The 13,833-nt window shown below is 64.0% G+C and carries 16 protein-coding genes; 11 read left to right on the top strand and 5 right to left on the bottom strand.

The window, feature by feature from the left end; translation table 11 throughout:
- The 5 genes from ACXJ7R_RS12340 to ACXJ7R_RS12320 form a co-directional block, all read left to right on the top strand.
- Window positions 1-662 (top strand): cobaltochelatase subunit CobS (locus ACXJ7R_RS12340; RefSeq protein WP_457152078.1); only part of this gene is annotated, 662 nt, incomplete at its 5' end.
- A gap of 11 nt (window positions 663-673) precedes the next feature.
- On the top strand, window positions 674-2,572 hold the full coding sequence (cobT, locus tag ACXJ7R_RS12335; protein ID WP_457152077.1) for a cobaltochelatase subunit CobT: 1,899 nt from the start codon (window positions 674-676) through the stop codon (window positions 2,570-2,572).
- Window positions 2,569-3,597 carry an esterase-like activity of phytase family protein gene (locus ACXJ7R_RS12330; RefSeq protein WP_457152076.1) on the top strand — a complete coding sequence of 343 codons (1,029 nt, stop codon included), beginning with the start codon at window positions 2,569-2,571 and terminating at the stop codon, window positions 3,595-3,597. Before cobT ends, ACXJ7R_RS12330 begins: the two co-directional genes overlap by 4 nt.
- A gap of 173 nt (window positions 3,598-3,770) precedes the next feature.
- Entirely contained in the window at window positions 3,771-4,139 is a 369-nt protein-coding gene (locus ACXJ7R_RS12325; protein WP_457152079.1) for an ArsR/SmtB family transcription factor, read from the top strand.
- Complete coding sequence (locus ACXJ7R_RS12320) at window positions 4,136-4,621, top strand: SRPBCC family protein (protein ID WP_457152075.1); 486 nt, start codon at window positions 4,136-4,138, stop codon at window positions 4,619-4,621. Before ACXJ7R_RS12325 ends, ACXJ7R_RS12320 begins: the two co-directional genes overlap by 4 nt.
- 24 nt (window positions 4,622-4,645) lie before the next feature.
- Here the strand turns inward: ACXJ7R_RS12320 and ACXJ7R_RS12315 are convergent, their stop codons facing one another.
- The 3 genes from ACXJ7R_RS12315 to rpmB all read right to left on the bottom strand — a co-directional run bounded on the left by ACXJ7R_RS12315 (window position 4,646) and on the right by rpmB (window position 6,481).
- A complete protein-coding gene (locus ACXJ7R_RS12315) occupies window positions 4,646-5,326 on the bottom strand; it encodes a spermidine synthase (protein ID WP_457152074.1) in 681 nt (226 codons plus the stop codon).
- Between the two features lie 40 nt (window positions 5,327-5,366).
- Window positions 5,367-6,047: a queuosine precursor transporter gene (locus ACXJ7R_RS12310; protein WP_095084906.1), complete on the bottom strand. Its 681-nt coding sequence runs from the start codon at window positions 6,045-6,047 to the stop codon at window positions 5,367-5,369.
- Window positions 6,048-6,184: 137 nt separating this feature from the next.
- Window positions 6,185-6,481 carry a 50S ribosomal protein L28 gene (gene rpmB / locus ACXJ7R_RS12305; RefSeq protein WP_091585249.1) on the bottom strand — a complete coding sequence of 99 codons (297 nt, stop codon included), beginning with the start codon at window positions 6,479-6,481 and terminating at the stop codon, window positions 6,185-6,187.
- A gap of 256 nt (window positions 6,482-6,737) precedes the next feature.
- Here rpmB and ACXJ7R_RS12300 point away from each other — a divergent pair, with 256 nt between their 5' ends.
- From ACXJ7R_RS12300 to ACXJ7R_RS12290, 3 genes are read left to right on the top strand one after another with little or no spacing between them, the layout of a single operon-like run.
- Window positions 6,738-7,526: a DUF3108 domain-containing protein gene (locus ACXJ7R_RS12300; protein ID WP_457152073.1), complete on the top strand. Its 789-nt coding sequence runs from the start codon at window positions 6,738-6,740 to the stop codon at window positions 7,524-7,526.
- Between the two features lie 48 nt (window positions 7,527-7,574).
- Complete coding sequence (yddG, locus tag ACXJ7R_RS12295) at window positions 7,575-8,468, top strand: aromatic amino acid exporter YddG (protein ID WP_457152072.1); 894 nt, start codon at window positions 7,575-7,577, stop codon at window positions 8,466-8,468.
- Entirely contained in the window at window positions 8,465-9,139 is a 675-nt protein-coding gene (locus ACXJ7R_RS12290) for a lysoplasmalogenase (RefSeq protein ID WP_457152071.1), read from the top strand. The genes yddG and ACXJ7R_RS12290 overlap by 4 nt, the downstream gene beginning before the upstream one ends.
- Here the strand turns inward: ACXJ7R_RS12290 and ACXJ7R_RS12285 are convergent.
- Both ACXJ7R_RS12285 and gloB read right to left on the bottom strand, forming a co-directional pair.
- Entirely contained in the window at window positions 9,136-9,582 is a 447-nt protein-coding gene (locus ACXJ7R_RS12285) for a cupin domain-containing protein (protein ID WP_095084901.1), read from the bottom strand. The two genes, ACXJ7R_RS12290 and ACXJ7R_RS12285, sit on opposite strands and share 4 nt — an antisense overlap.
- A gap of 25 nt (window positions 9,583-9,607) precedes the next feature.
- Window positions 9,608-10,375 carry a hydroxyacylglutathione hydrolase gene (gloB, locus tag ACXJ7R_RS12280; protein WP_457152070.1) on the bottom strand — a complete coding sequence of 256 codons (768 nt, stop codon included), beginning with the start codon at window positions 10,373-10,375 and terminating at the stop codon, window positions 9,608-9,610.
- Between the two features lie 161 nt (window positions 10,376-10,536).
- Between gloB and ACXJ7R_RS12275 the strand changes: the two genes are divergently transcribed.
- From ACXJ7R_RS12275 to ACXJ7R_RS12265, 3 genes are all read left to right on the top strand, one after another.
- Complete coding sequence (locus tag ACXJ7R_RS12275; RefSeq protein WP_457152069.1) at window positions 10,537-11,325, top strand: class I SAM-dependent methyltransferase; 789 nt, start codon at window positions 10,537-10,539, stop codon at window positions 11,323-11,325.
- A 127-nt stretch (window positions 11,326-11,452) separates the two neighbouring features.
- The gene (locus ACXJ7R_RS12270; RefSeq protein WP_457152068.1) at window positions 11,453-13,279 is read left to right on the top strand and encodes an ABC transporter ATP-binding protein/permease; all 1,827 of its coding nucleotides are present in this window, start codon (window positions 11,453-11,455) and stop codon (window positions 13,277-13,279) included.
- 87 nt (window positions 13,280-13,366) lie between these two features.
- The coding region (locus ACXJ7R_RS12265) for a DUF1194 domain-containing protein (protein WP_457152067.1) at window positions 13,367-13,833 on the top strand (467 nt) is incomplete at its 3' end.

Here is a 13,833-nt window from a genome sequence, read left to right as displayed (position 1 = left end):
AGGACGCGATCGTCGTCAAGGACGGGCTGCAGATCACCGAGTTCCGCGACGGCATCCTGCCCTGGGCCTACCAGCACAATGTCGCGCTCTGCTTCGACGAGTATGATGCCGGCCGTCCGGACGTGATGTTCGTCATCCAGCGCGTGCTGGAATCGTCGGGCCGGCTGACGCTGCTCGACCAGAGCCGGGTCATCCGTCCGCATCCGGCCTTCCGGCTGTTCTCGACCGCCAACACAGTGGGCCTGGGCGACACCACCGGCCTCTATCACGGCACCCAGCAGATCAACCAGGCGCAGATGGACCGCTGGTCGATCGTCACCACGCTGAACTATCTGCCGCACGACAATGAAGTGAACATCGTGCTGGCCAAGGCCAAGCATTATCGCGACGGCAAGGGCAAGGACATCGTCAACAAGATGGTGCGAGTCGCCGACATGACGCGCTCGGCCTTCATCAATGGCGATCTGTCGACCGTGATGAGCCCACGTACGGTCATCACCTGGGCCGAGAATGCCGAGATCTTCGGCAATATCGGCATGGCGTTCCGGCTGACCTTCCTCAACAAGTGCGACGAGCTGGAGCGTTCGGTGGTAGCCGAGTTCTACCAGCGCGCCTTCGGCGAGGATTTGCCGGAATCAGCTGCCAATGTGGTGCTGGGCTAAGCAGAGTCTCGATGGCGGGTCCGGGCGACAATACGCGCAACAAGTCGAAGACGGGGTCTGAAGCCGACAGCTTCAAGCGTGCCGTCACCGTCTGCATGCGCGCCATCGCCGGCGACAAGGAGCTTGAAGTCGGCTTTGCCAAGGATAGGCCGGCACTTGCCGGCAGCCGCGCCCGGCTGCCCGAACTGCCGAAGAAGGCGTCGAAGGCCGACATCGCCATCACGCGAGGCCTCGGCGATTCCATGGCGCTGAAGCGCGCCTGCCATGACGTGCGCATCCACACCAAGCTCGCGCCAGAGGGCAAACAGGCCCGCGCCGTCTACGACGCGGTCGAGCAGGCCCGCGTCGAGGCGATCGGCAGCCGCGCCATGCAAGGCGTCGCCGACAATATCGGCTCGATGCTGGAGGACAAATACGCCAAGGCCAATCTCGTCGACGTCAAGGACAAGGCCGACGCGCCGATCGAGGAAGCACTGGCGCTGATGGTGCGCGAGAAGCTGACCGGCCGTCCGATCCCGAAGAGCGGCGAGCGCCTGGTCGAGCTGTGGCGGCCCTGGGTCGAGGAAAAGGCCAGCGCCGATCTCGACGGTCTCTCGGCCAAGCTCGACGATCAGCAGGCATTCGCCCGCGTCGTGCGCGAGATGCTTGCCTCCATGGAAATGGCCGAGGAACTCGGCGACGACCAAGAGACCGAAGACTCCGAGGACAATGACGACAACCAGCCGCAAGGCGAGGAACAGAGCGAGGAGGGCGGCGAAGAGGATTCCGGCTCCGAGCAGTCACAGTCCGAGGATGCCGAGGCGTCCGCCGATGACGAGCAATCGGCCGAGACCGAAGCCTCCGACGCTACCGCCGACGACCTGTCCGACGATGACGATGCGGATGCCGAGACGCCCGGCGAGGCACGCCGCAACGACAATCCCTTCACCAATCTGCCGAAGGAAATCGACTACAAGGTCTTCACCACCGCTTTCGACGAGACGGTCGGCGCCGAGGAGCTTTGCGAAGAGGAAGAGCTCGACCGGCTGCGCGCCTTCCTCGACAAGCAGCTTGCCAATCTGTCCGGCGTCGTCGGGCGGCTGGCCAACCGGCTGCAGCGGCGGCTCATGGCGCAGCAGAACCGGTCGTGGGATTTCGACCTGGAAGAAGGCTACCTCGACCCGGCGCGCCTGGTGCGCGTCGTCATCGACCCGATGCAGCCATTGTCCTTCAAGCAGGAACGCGACACCAAGTTCCGCGACACGGTGGTGACGCTGGTGCTCGACAATTCCGGCTCGATGCGCGGCCGGCCGATCACGGTCGCCGCCACCTGCGCCGACATCCTGGCGCGCACGCTGGAACGCTGCGGCGTCTCGGTCGAGATCCTCGGCTTTACCACCCGAGCCTGGAAAGGCGGCCAGGCGCGCGAGAAATGGCTGAAGGACGGCAAGCCGCCGAACCCCGGCCGGCTCAACGATTTGCGCCACATCATCTACAAATCCGCCGATCATCCGTGGCGGCGGGCACGGAGCAATCTCGGCCTGATGATGCGTGAGGGCCTGCTCAAGGAAAACATCGACGGCGAGGCGCTGCTGTGGGCGCACAACCGGCTGATCGCGCGGCCTGAACAGCGCAAGATCCTGATGATGATCTCGGACGGCGCGCCGGTCGACGATTCGACGCTGTCGGTCAATCCGGGCAATTATCTCGAGCGCCATCTGCGCGCCGTCATCGAACTGATCGAGACGCGCTCGCCTGTGGAGTTGCTGGCCATCGGCATCGGCCATGACGTCACCCGCTATTACAGGCGCGCCGTGACGATCGTCGACGCCGAGGAGCTGGCCGGCGCCATGACCGAGCAACTGGCCTCGCTGTTCGCCGAGGAAAGCGCGCGCGACACGCGGCGCGGCGGCATGCGGCGCGCCGGATGATCTTTTCGCGCGGCGGCTTCCAGCAGACGCTTTTCGCCGCCATCGCACTATTTGCCGGCGCGGCTCCAGTGCTGGCCGGTTCGCCCGACTCGACCTCAGTTGAATCGGTCGAAATCTCGGCTCGCCCGATCACCGAATTCCAAATCGGCCGCGCCGACAAACAGTTTGGCCCATTCGAATTCGTCGGCGGCCTGGAAATGACCTCGCCGACACGCGATTTCGGGGCACTGTCGGCCTTCCGCTTTCTCAAAGGCGGCAGCGATTTCATCGGCGTCGCCGACACTGGCTTCTGGTTCTTCGGAACGGTGGTCCGCGACGCCGACAAGCGGCCGTCCGGCATCCAGAATTTCCATATCCAGCAGATGGTCGACGAAGCGGGGCGGGCGATCGACGAGAAGTGGGAGGTCGACGCCGAAGGCCTCGCCGTCAAGGACGGCATCGCCACTGTCGGCTTCGAGCGCAGCCACCATGTCGCCCAGTTTAAGATCGACCCCAACGATATGAAGGCGCCGTTCAAGCAGCTGGATTTTCTGGTGCCGGCCCGGGAACTGCGCCAGAACCGCGGTTTCGAGACCGTCACCCACGCCAATGCCAACGGCCAGCATGAGGGCGGGCTGGTGGTGGTCTCCGAAAAGAGCCTCGACAAGGCCGGCAACATCTATGCCGCCATCATCGAAGGGCCGCACAAGGGCGTGTTTACCGTCAAGCGCAACGGCGACTTCGACATCACCGACGGCGCCTTCCTGCCGGATGGTGACCTGCTGTTGCTGGAGCGCAGCTTCTCGATGGCCCGCGGCGTCAAGATGCGGCTGCGGCGCATTTATGGCGAAAGCGTCGAGAAGGGCGCCGTCGCCGACGGGCCGGTGCTGCTGGAGGCCGACATGGGCTACCAGATCGACAATATGGAAGGGCTCGACGTCTGGACCCGCGACGACGGCGCGCTGATGGTGTCGCTGGTCTCCGACGACAACCACTCGATCCTGCAGCGCAATCTCTATCTGGAATTTATTCTCCATCAGGATTGAGCAACGCCTCACAAGCTGACAGTCGCCATTAATTTTCGATGACGCGACTGACCTGCTCCGCATTTTCCCTACCAAGTCATTGACATTGAACGGTTTTCTAGCCGCTCGGTCGCGCCTCAAAATACTTTAGTCGAGACTTGACAATTGATGACGCCGCCGCAATACTCAAGTCCATGCTTAACTATTCCGAGATCGACAGCATCTTGCGGGCTCTGGTCGAGCCCACCCGCCGCCAGATCCTGGAAAAATTGAGCCGCGGACCAGCCACCGTCAGCCAGCTGGCGGAGCCGTTCGGCATGACGTTCGCCGCCGTGCTGCAACATCTGCAGGTGCTGGAAGCCTGCGGGCTGATCCGCAGCGAAAAGATCGGACGGGTACGCACCTGCCGGATCGAACCGGGCGGGCTTGCCCCGCTCGCCGACTGGATTGCTGAACGCCGCATACCGGCGGAACGTCAGCTCGACCGACTTGGCCAGATCCTGGCCGACACAGATCAATCGCCCCCGAAAGTTCAAGATCAGGAAAAGGACGAACAGACATGAACCAAATCGCCCCCGTGAAAGACGAGCATTCCGTCATCCACTCCACGTTCACCATCGAGAGGACCTATCCGCAATCGCCGCCCCAAGTCTTCCATGCCTTCGCCGACAAGGCGACTGTGCGGCGCTGGCGGATCGATGGCGATGGTTTTGCCATCGCCGAATTTAGCTTCGACTTCCGCGTCGGCGGTGGCGAGGTGTCGCGATTCAGCTATGCCGGCGGTCCRGAGATCAGGCTCGACGCGCAGTTCCAGGACATCGTTGTCGATCAGCGCATCGTGTTCTCCTACAGGATGGCGATCGGGCCCCAGCCAATGTCGGCATCCCTCACCACCGTCGAGCTGACCCCCTCGGGCAGTGGCACGCGGCTGACCTATACCGAGCAGGGCGCGTTTTTCGACGGTGTCGATTCCGCGAAAGGGCGGGAAGAGGGGACACGCGGGCTGTTGGAAGCCCTTGCCGCGGAACTCCAGAAGTCGAGGTAGACCGGACCGCGGCCCGGCTCTCGCTCAGGATCGTGGGCCGTTGGCGGCCATCCAGATGACATGGCGCGCGCCGCGCTTGCCGTTGGCGCGCGTGTTGATCTCCTCGACCGCAAAGCCAGCCTGCTTCAGGCGCCGCGTGAAGCCGCCGTCGGGGCCTTGCGACCACACCGCCAGGACACCGCCCGGCTTGAGGGCGGTGCGCGCGGCTCCCAGCCCCTGCAGGCTGTAAAGCGCGTCGTTGGACTTGTGGACGATGCCTTGCGGGCCGTTGTCGACATCGAGCAGGATGGCGTCCCAGGCTGCCGGCTCGGACCGTATCAACTGGCCGACGTTGGTTTCCTCGACCGTGACGCGCGGATCGTCAAGGCAGCCGCCAAACACCTCGGCCATTTGGCCGCGTGCCCAGGCGACGACCGTCGGCACCAGCTCCGCAACGACGATGCTGGCATCATTGCCGAGTTCGGCGAGGGCGGCGCGCAAGGTAAAACCCATGCCGAGCCCGCCGATCAGCATTCTCGGCCGCCGATGGTCGGCAATCCTTTGGCAAGACAGTTTTGCCAGCGCTTGCTCGGAGCCGCTGAGGCGGCTGTTCATCAGCTCATTGGTGCCGAGCATGATCGAGAATTCGGAACCGCGCCGCTTGAGGCGAAGTTCTTGTTGGCCGTCTGGTGTCTTTGCCGAATCGAGCTGGACCCAGGGGATCACGGGCTTTCTTTCTGTTTGGCGTGATCTTATCCGAAACGGCCTAGACCGCGACAGCCGGCTGGCTCCAGCGGGCGGCGAGCAGCCGGTAGGGGATGAGCGCCACAATGGCGATGATCAGCTTCACACTGAGGTCGCCGAGCGCCCAGGAGATCCAGCGCATAGCGTCGACATGGAACACACCCATCAGCGGTGCGGTTTCGAGCGCGAAACTGTCGTTGGGACCAGCAAAGGCGAAAGCGGCAGAGAAAGCGACGGTAAAGAACACGGCGGTGTCGAACACCGAGCCGACCAGCGTGCCGACGATCGGCGCCCGCCACCAGCTTTGCCGGCGCAGCCGGTTGAACACGGTGACGTCAAGCAATTGCGCGCAGAGGAACGCAGCACCTGACGCCGCGGCGATGCGCACCAGCCGGTCGGCCGCGGTCTCGAATTCGATCAGGCCGTGGCGGAACAGGAAGGGCGGGACGAGGATCGAGCAGATGACGGCAGTCATGAAGCCGACAAAGACGATCCTGCGCGCCACGGCAGGCCCGTAGCGGCGGTTGGCGAGATCGGTGACCAGGAACGAGAAGGGATAGGTGAAGGCGCCCCAGGTCAAAAGGTCGGCCAGCGACAGGCCGCCGATCTGCCCTTGCATCGGGAACTGCACGAGAATGTTCGATGCCACGACGACAAGCGCCATGGCGGCCACGAAGGGCAGGTATCGCGAGAAGGAACTCATTTTTTTATCCTGGGTAATGGAACCAGCGGAGCGTTATTCCGAAACCGAATCACGCTCGCTTTGTTTGAGCATCGGAAGCCACTTTGAAAGGCTTGGATCCGATGCCCAAGGCGGTCGTCCCCCGCCTTTAAACGATGTTAGGCAGCAGGCTGATCGGCAAGCTTCTTGGCGATCTGCTTCTTCAACAGACGCGCGCGCTGCGACAGTTCCTTGACGTCGGCCTTGGCCAGGAAGGCATCCAGACCGCCGCGATGTTCGACCGAACGCAGGGCGTTGGCGGAAATGCGCAGGCGCACGTTCTGGTTCAGCGCTTCCGAGATCAGCGTCACATTGACGAGGTTCGGCAGGAAGCGACGCTTGGTCTTGTTGTTGGCGTGGCTCACATTGTTGCCGGACATGACTGCCTTGGCAGTGAGTTCGCAGGTGCGGGACATAGTTCTAACCTTCAGTTCTCGGGTCTGCCAAACCTTTATGCCCACGCCGGGTGGCGCGCGGTTCTGGTCAGGCGGCCTTATGGAAAAAGTTGGCGTTCCATAGTTGCATTTCACCGGTGCGTCAAGCTCCGGCATGCCCACGGACGCGCCCGGCATTTCATATTAAGGCCGGAATTCATCCTATAAGCGGTCTGACAGGGACATGCCAGCCCGGAGTTGCCCGCCTCCGGCCAAGAATCAAGGACCCGATGCCGCCATGCTTCGTTCCTCTCACGCCCTTGCTGCCATGCTCGCCATCGCCTTGCCGTCCGCCGCCACAGCTGCCTCGCCGCAGTCGTTTAAGGGCGAGTACATCGTGTCATTTTTTGGTCTTTCGATAGCGAAATCAACGTTTTCCAGCCACTATGAGAACGGCGCCTACGCGATCGAAGGCAGCGTCAGAGCTGCCGGTCTCGCCAAGCTGTTCGACGATACCCAGGGCACGGTCTCGTCCAAAGGCACGATCTCGGGCAAGAAGATGGTGCCGCAGGCGTTTCGTGCCGATTACACCTCCGGCAAGAAGGCATCGGTGGTCGATATCCGCTTTGCCAATGGCACGGTCACCTCGACGCAGGTCATCCCGGCGCCGGACAAGCGCGATCCCAAGAGCTGGGTGCCGATTGGCACCGGCGACCTGGCATCGGTGCTCGATCCGATGGCCGCCACGGTCATCCACGCCGACAGCCTAGACCAGGTCTGCGGCCGCACGGTGAAATTCTATGATGGCGAGATGCGCGCCGACCTGACGCTGACCTACGCGTCGAAAGGCACGATCTCGGTGCCCGGTTACAAGGGCGATACCATCACCTGCCGGATGGGCTTCGACCCGGTGGCGGGCTACCGCAAGGGCCGCAAGGCGCTCAACTACCTGAAGGACCGCAGCCGCATGATGGTGACGTTTGCGCCGCTCGGCCAAACCGGCGTATATGCGCCGATCCACGCCACGGTCGGAACGCAGATCGGCACCTTGACCATCAGCGCCAGGCGTTTCGAAGCGGTACAATAGGTCAGGCGCGCCACTGAGGACAGAATGGGGCGCACCACTGGAGACAGAATGGGGCGCGCTACACTCATCGGTTTTTCGGCGGTCGCCATGTGGGCGCTGCTGGCGCTGCTTACGGATGCCTCCGGCCAAGTGCCGCCGTTCCTGTTGTCGGCAATCACGTTTTCGATCGGCACCGGGGTCGGGCTTGTCGCGCGGCTGGTCATGCCGGCCCCCGACAAGAGCCAGAAGATACCGCCGCAGGTTTGGCTGATCGGCATTGCCGGCCTGTTCGGCTACCACTTCTTCTACTTCACCGCGCTGCGCAATGCGCCGGCGGTGGAGGCGAGCCTGATCGCCTATCTGTGGCCGCTGCTGATCGTGCTTGGCTCGGCGCTGATGCCGGGCGAGCGCCTGGCCTGGAACCATGTCGTCGGCGCGCTGCTCGGCCTTGCCGGCACCGTGCTGATCGTCACCAAAGGGGGCGGCCTCGCCTTCGATGCCCGCTACGCCTTCGGCTATGCCATGGCCGCCGTCTGTGCGGTGCTGTGGTCGTCCTATTCGCTTCTGTCGCGGCGCTTCCCGTCGGTGCCGACCAGCATCGTCACCTGGTTCTGCGCCGCCACCGCGGTGCTGTCGCTCGGTTGCCACCTGGCGCTGGAACAAACCGTGCTGCCGAACGGTGCCGGCCAGTGGCTGGCCGTGCTCGGGCTCGGCCTGATGCCGGTCGGCGCGGCCTTCTACGCCTGGGATATCGGCGTCAAGCGCGGCAACATCCAGGTGCTCGGCGCGGCAAGCTATGCGGCGTCGCTGTTGTCGACGCTGGTGCTGATCGCGGCCGGCGTCGCCGAGCCGTCGCTGCGCATCCTCGCCGCCTGCGTGCTCATCACCGGCGGGGCGGCGCTGGCGGCAAAATCGCTGTTTCTGCGGAAGCCGGTCGTGACCGAAAGCGGAGCCAAGGCATGACGATGCCGTTTGCAGGCGGCATCGACGCCAATGCGAATGCTACGTTGATCTTTTCGCTGGTGGCGGCGGTGATCTACGCCTTCATATCAGGCATGCCGCCGACGCTCGCCCGCTCGGCGGCAAAGACACTCGCCGTGGCGATGCTTGCCGTGCTGGCGGCGCTGCAAGGCGGCCCGCTGCTGCTGGTCATCGCCCTTGCGCTCAGCGCCGCTGGCGATGCCTTCCTGTCGCGCGACGGCGAAAGGGCCTTTCTCGGCGGGTTGGCCAGTTTTCTCGTCGCCCACATCGTCTATGTCGCGCTGTTCCTGCGCAGTGGGGGCGGCCTGGAGTTGCTTGGCGCCGAGTCGTGGCGCGGGGCGATCGCGCTGGCGATGGCGGTGTTCGCGATCGTCATGCTGGCGGCGCTCTGGCGGCGTGTCGGTCCGGGCTTGCGCGTTCCGATCATCGTCTATATCGCGGCCATCCTCGCCATGGGCGTTTCGGCGCTGACGACAGGCAGCGTCTCGATTGTCGGCGGCGCGCTGCTGTTCATGGCATCGGACGGGCTGCTCGCCACGGAAAAATTCCTGGTGGCCGCCATATCGCCACACCGCGTCTGGATGCGTTTGGCCGTCTGGGGTCTCTACTACGCCGCCCAACTGGCGATCACCCTAGGATTCCTGCTGAGCTAGGGGTTCTTGCTGAGTTGGGGTTGTTTCGGCTGCCAGCCGGGCTCGGCCAGCTCGAAGGTGGCGAACTCAAAGCCCGGTGCGACGGTGCAGCCGACCAGGGTCCATTCGCCCAGGCTGCGCGCCGATTGCCACCAGCCTGCCGGCACGACGATCTGCGGCCGCTCGCCCGCCGCCAGGTCGATGCCGAGCACCTGCTCGAACACGGCGCCATCTTCCTCACTCATCGACAACGCCAGCGGGGCGCCGGCGTGGAAATGCCAGACCTCGGTGGCGTCCTTGACCCGGTGCCAGGCCGAAACCTGGTGCTGCTCCAAAAGGAAATAGATCGCGGTCGAATGGCCGCGCGCGCCGCCGGCGCCGTCGCGAAAGGTCTCCGCATACCAGCCGCCCTCCGGATGCGGCTTCAGACCGAGGATCGCGATGATTTCGGCTGCGCTGGTCATGGGTTCCAGACCATCCTGTCTTTGTTTAGAAATTATCCTTGCGCTTGCGGATTTCTGCGAACACCTCGGCGTCCGAAGCTTTCTCCTGCCCAAGATGCTTGCGGATCGCTGGGTCGTGCCAGCGCAGGAACGGATTGGTCGACAGTTCCTCGCCGATCGTCGTCGGCAGCGTCGGCTTGTTTTCGGCCCGCAACGCCTCGATCTTGGCGGCACGCTCCTTCAAGGCCGAATTGGTCGGGTCGACGGTCAGCGCGAAACGCGCGTTGGAGAGCGTGTATTCATGGCCGCAATAGATGACGGTCGCGGCGGGCAGCGCTGCAAGCTTTTTCAGCGACTCGTACATCACCGGCGGCTTGCATTCGAACAGCCGCCCGCAACCCAGCGCAAACAACGTGTCGGCGGTGAACGCCACCTTCGATGCCGGCAAGTGATAGGAGACGTGGCCGGCGGTGTGGCCAGGCGTGGCGATCACCTCGATCCGTTCATCGCCGAGATGAACGACGGAACCTTCTTCGACGGTTTCGTCGATGCCGGGAATCTTCGCCTTTTCCGCTTCCGGGCCGATGATGCGCAGCTTGAAGCGCTCCTTCAGCGCCAGATTGGCCTCGACATGATCGACATGGTGATGCGTGGTCAGGATCATCGTCGGCGTCCAGCCGGTGCGCTTGAGCGCGGCCAGGATCGGCGCTTCCTCGGGTGCATCGATGATCGCGGTCTGGCCGCTTTTGGGGTCATGCACCAGCACGCCGAAATTGTCGCTGCGGCACATGAACTGTTCGATTTCGACCGGCATCGCATCTCTCCATTGTCGCCGCAGACATAGGGCGCCAAGGCGCCGATGTCATCCCGGAATGTCGAATGACATCCCAGGGAGATGACAAGTGTCACTCGGGAATGTCGACCTCGTCGAGGCCTTTTGTTGAAACCCGCCGATATCACGGCTACATCCCTCGCATGCATTCCGACATCGTCGATCTTCGCTCCTTCTATTCGACAACGCTCGGCCGGTTCGCCGAGCGCTCGATCACCATGGCGCTGTCGTCGATCTGGGCAGCCGTGCCCAATGAACGGCTGGTCGGCCTCGGCTACACCTTGCCGTGGCTGGAGCGCTTCGGCGCCGATGCCGAGCGGGTCTTCGCCTTCATGCCGGCAACGCAAGGCGCCGTGGTGTGGCCGGCGACGGGGCCGACGGCGACGGCATTGGTCTTCGACGAGGAGCTGCCGCTGGTCGATTCCTGCATCGACCGCATGCTGCTCGTCCATTCGCTCGAACATGTCGAAAATCCGCGCGAAACGCTGAACGAGATCTGGCGGGTGCTGTCGCCGGCTGGCCGCGTCGTCATCGTCGTGCCCAACCGGCGCGGCGTCTGGGCGCGCTTCGAGCACACGCCGTTCGGCAATGGCCGGCCTTTCTCGCGCGGCCAGCTTACCGAACTGCTGCGCGAGACGAATTTCACGCCGGCCGCCTGGTCCGATGCGCTGTTCTTCCCGCCATCGCGGCGTCGCTTCATGATGCGCTTCCAGAACGTGCTGGAACGCGCCGGCCGGCGGCTGTGGCCGATCTTTTCCGGCGTCATCGTCGTCGAGGCGCAGAAGCGGCTCTATCAAGGCGTTCCGGTCGCCCAGCGCGCCTCGCGTCGCGTCTTCGTGCCGGTGCTGTCGCCGCATGGCGCCACGCGGCTCGGCCGTCAGAAGGAGGCCGGGGATGCCAAGCCATCGGCTGCGGGGGTGACGGCTTCGTGATCGCGACAAGAACGCCAGGGGCCTTGTCCCACCCTATCTGTCGCAAGGGGGCTCGCAGCCCATCTGAACGACGGATGCGATCAAGTCTCTCCATCCGGTTTCAGCACTGAACGCAAGGACCTCAGCCATGGCTGATCAACTGGACAATGCAGCCACCGTTCAGCCGGCTGCCGTGGCGGTCGAAGCCAGCAGCCTGGGCGATCAGGTGGCGACGATCAGGCAAGCGCTGACGGGATCGCCGGTTCGCGGCTGGTTGCTCTGGACATCGGTCGGCATCATGGCCGTCATCATCGCAACGTCGATCGGCCAGGTCCTGCTCAACCGCTGGAACCAGCCTTTCTACGATGCGCTTGCGCGCCGCGACATGGCGGCCTTCCTGCACCAGCTTCTCGTCTTTGCGGCAATCGCCGGCGGACTTCTGGTGCTCAACATCGGCCAGACCTGGCTCAACCAGATGATCAGGCTGAAGCTGCGCGAGGCGCTGACGCTGGATCTGATCGACCAGTGGATGCGGCCGGCGCGGGCCTTCCGTCTGGCCAATGCCGGCGCCATCGGCGTCAATCCCGACCAGCGCATGCAGCAGGACGCCGCGCATCTGTCGGACCTGTCGACCGACCTCGGCGTCGGCTTGCTGCAGTCGTGTATCCTGCTCGTATCCTTCGTCGGCGTGTTGTGGGAACTGTCCTCGGGCTTCGTGTTTCATGTTGGCGGCACCGCGCTGGCCATACCGGGCTACATGGTCTGGGCCGCCATCCTCTATGCCGGCACCGCCTCCTGGCTGAGCTGGCTGGTCGGGCGACCGCTGATCCGCCTCAACAGCGACCGCTACACACGCGAAGCCGAGCTTCGCTCGTCGATGGTGCGCGTCAACGAGAATGTCGATGCCATCGCGCTGTACCATGGCGAGGCCGACGCCAGGCGACGGCTCGGACTCGACCTCGGTACGGTCCTGGGCGCCATGCGCCGCATCTACACCGCCCAGATCAACCTGTCCTGGGTGACCGACACCTATGGCTGGATCACCGTCGTGGCACCCATCCTGGTCGCCTCGCCGGTCTATTTCTCCGGCGATATCAGCTTTGGCGGGCTGATGATGGCGGTCGGCGCCTTCAACCAGGTTCACTCTTCGTTGCGCTGGTTCATCAACAATATCGGCAGCATCGCCGACTGGCGCGCCACGTTGATGCGCGTCGCCGACTTCCGCATCGCGCTCAATGAGACCGATGTGCTGCACGACAAGGAAAGGCGCATTGCCTTCGGCGAGAACGCCAATGGCAGCCTGACTTTCGAGAAGCTCGAAGTGGCCTCGCGGGACGGCTGCACCAAGCTTGCCGACGAGCATGTCGAAATCCGTCCCGGCGAGCGCGTCATGATCACCGGCGACCCCGGCGCCGGCAAGACGTTGTTCTTCCGCGCCATTGCCGGCCTGTGGCCATGGGGGAGTGGGCGGATCGGCCTGCCTGCGGGAGAAAACCCCATATTCGTGCCGCGCGTGCCGTATTTCCCGACCGGTACGCTGCGCGAGGTCCTCGATCACCCGAACGGACCTGCGCCGGCGAGCGACGCCGACATTTCGGCGGTGCTTGCCGAAGTCGGGCTTGGACGGCTGTCATCCTCACTCGACCGCAGCGCGCGCTGGGAGCATGAGCTGGGCGATGACGAACAGCGTTCGCTGGCCTTCGCCAGGCTCGCCTTGCGGCAGCCGAAATGGGTGATCATCGACGAAGCCCTGGACGCGTTCGACGGGCCCTCGCTGCGGCGCGTGCTTTCGACATTGGATAAGCGCTTGCCCGAGACGGCGATCCTCAACATCGGACGCGGGCTGCACAACAATCAGTTCTTTCCCCGCGCGTTGACGATCGTCAAGGATACCGGTGCGCAGGCGCTGAAACCTGTCCGCGTCAGGGCCGGTGCGATCGACCCGCCGCCGGCGGCCGCCCGCCGCAAGAAATAGGCTGTTTTCCCCGGTTACGGGCTCCAAGCTTTATTTTGCCGCGATCGCGAAGGAAGATTTCGCGAAGAAACAACTCTGGCGTCGGCCATGCTTGATGCTTTACGCCTGCTTGCCTGTCTTGCCTGTGCCCAGGCTACTCCGACCGCCCCGCCGCCGGATGCGCTGGCGGTCGATGTCGAGCTGGTGCTGGCGGTCGACATTTCGCTGTCGATGGACGAGAAGGAGTTTGCCCTGCAGCGCGCCGGTTATGTCGAGGCGCTGCGGCATCCCGATTTCATCCAGGCTGTCCGCGCCGGCAAGACGGGCCGCATCGCGCTCGCCTATTTCGAATGGGCCGGCACGGTGCGCGACGATGCGATCATCGACTGGCAAATCATCGACAGCGCCGAGAGCGCCAACAGCTTTGCCGACAAGGTCGCGGCCCGGCCGTTCCGCAGCTTCCGCGGCACTTCGATTTCCACTGCACTGGCTTTCGGCACCGAGATTTTCGATCGCACTTCTTTCGAGGGCGAACGCAGCGTCATCGATATATCAGGCGATGGTCCCAACAATAT

It is taken from the genome of Mesorhizobium sp. P5_C1, assembly GCF_054049815.1.
The sequence above is the reverse complement of the archived record's forward strand: the minus strand, read 5'-3'. Positions and strand labels throughout refer to the sequence as shown.

Bases quoted from the DNA above. Each gene is read 5' to 3' on its own strand.
- cobT (WP_457152077.1), top strand. From the start codon at position 674: ATGGCGGGTCCGGGCGACAATACGCGCAACAAGTCGAAGACGGGGTCT.
- ACXJ7R_RS12330 (WP_457152076.1), top strand. From the start codon at position 2,569: ATGATCTTTTCGCGCGGCGGCTTCCAGCAGACGCTTTTCGCCGCCATC.
- ACXJ7R_RS12325 (WP_457152079.1), top strand. From the start codon at position 3,771: ATGCTTAACTATTCCGAGATCGACAGCATCTTGCGGGCTCTGGTCGAG.
- ACXJ7R_RS12310 (WP_095084906.1), bottom strand. From the start codon at position 6,047: ATGAGTTCCTTCTCGCGATACCTGCCCTTCGTGGCCGCCATGGCGCTT.
- rpmB (WP_091585249.1), bottom strand. From the start codon at position 6,481: ATGTCCCGCACCTGCGAACTCACTGCCAAGGCAGTCATGTCCGGCAAC.
- ACXJ7R_RS12300 (WP_457152073.1), top strand. From the start codon at position 6,738: ATGCTTCGTTCCTCTCACGCCCTTGCTGCCATGCTCGCCATCGCCTTG.
- yddG (WP_457152072.1), top strand. From the start codon at position 7,575: ATGGGGCGCGCTACACTCATCGGTTTTTCGGCGGTCGCCATGTGGGCG.
- ACXJ7R_RS12290 (WP_457152071.1), top strand. From the start codon at position 8,465: ATGACGATGCCGTTTGCAGGCGGCATCGACGCCAATGCGAATGCTACG.
- ACXJ7R_RS12285 (WP_095084901.1), bottom strand. From the start codon at position 9,582: ATGACCAGCGCAGCCGAAATCATCGCGATCCTCGGTCTGAAGCCGCAT.
- gloB (WP_457152070.1), bottom strand. From the start codon at position 10,375: ATGCCGGTCGAAATCGAACAGTTCATGTGCCGCAGCGACAATTTCGGC.
- ACXJ7R_RS12275 (WP_457152069.1), top strand. From the start codon at position 10,537: ATGCATTCCGACATCGTCGATCTTCGCTCCTTCTATTCGACAACGCTC.
- ACXJ7R_RS12270 (WP_457152068.1), top strand. From the start codon at position 11,453: ATGGCTGATCAACTGGACAATGCAGCCACCGTTCAGCCGGCTGCCGTG.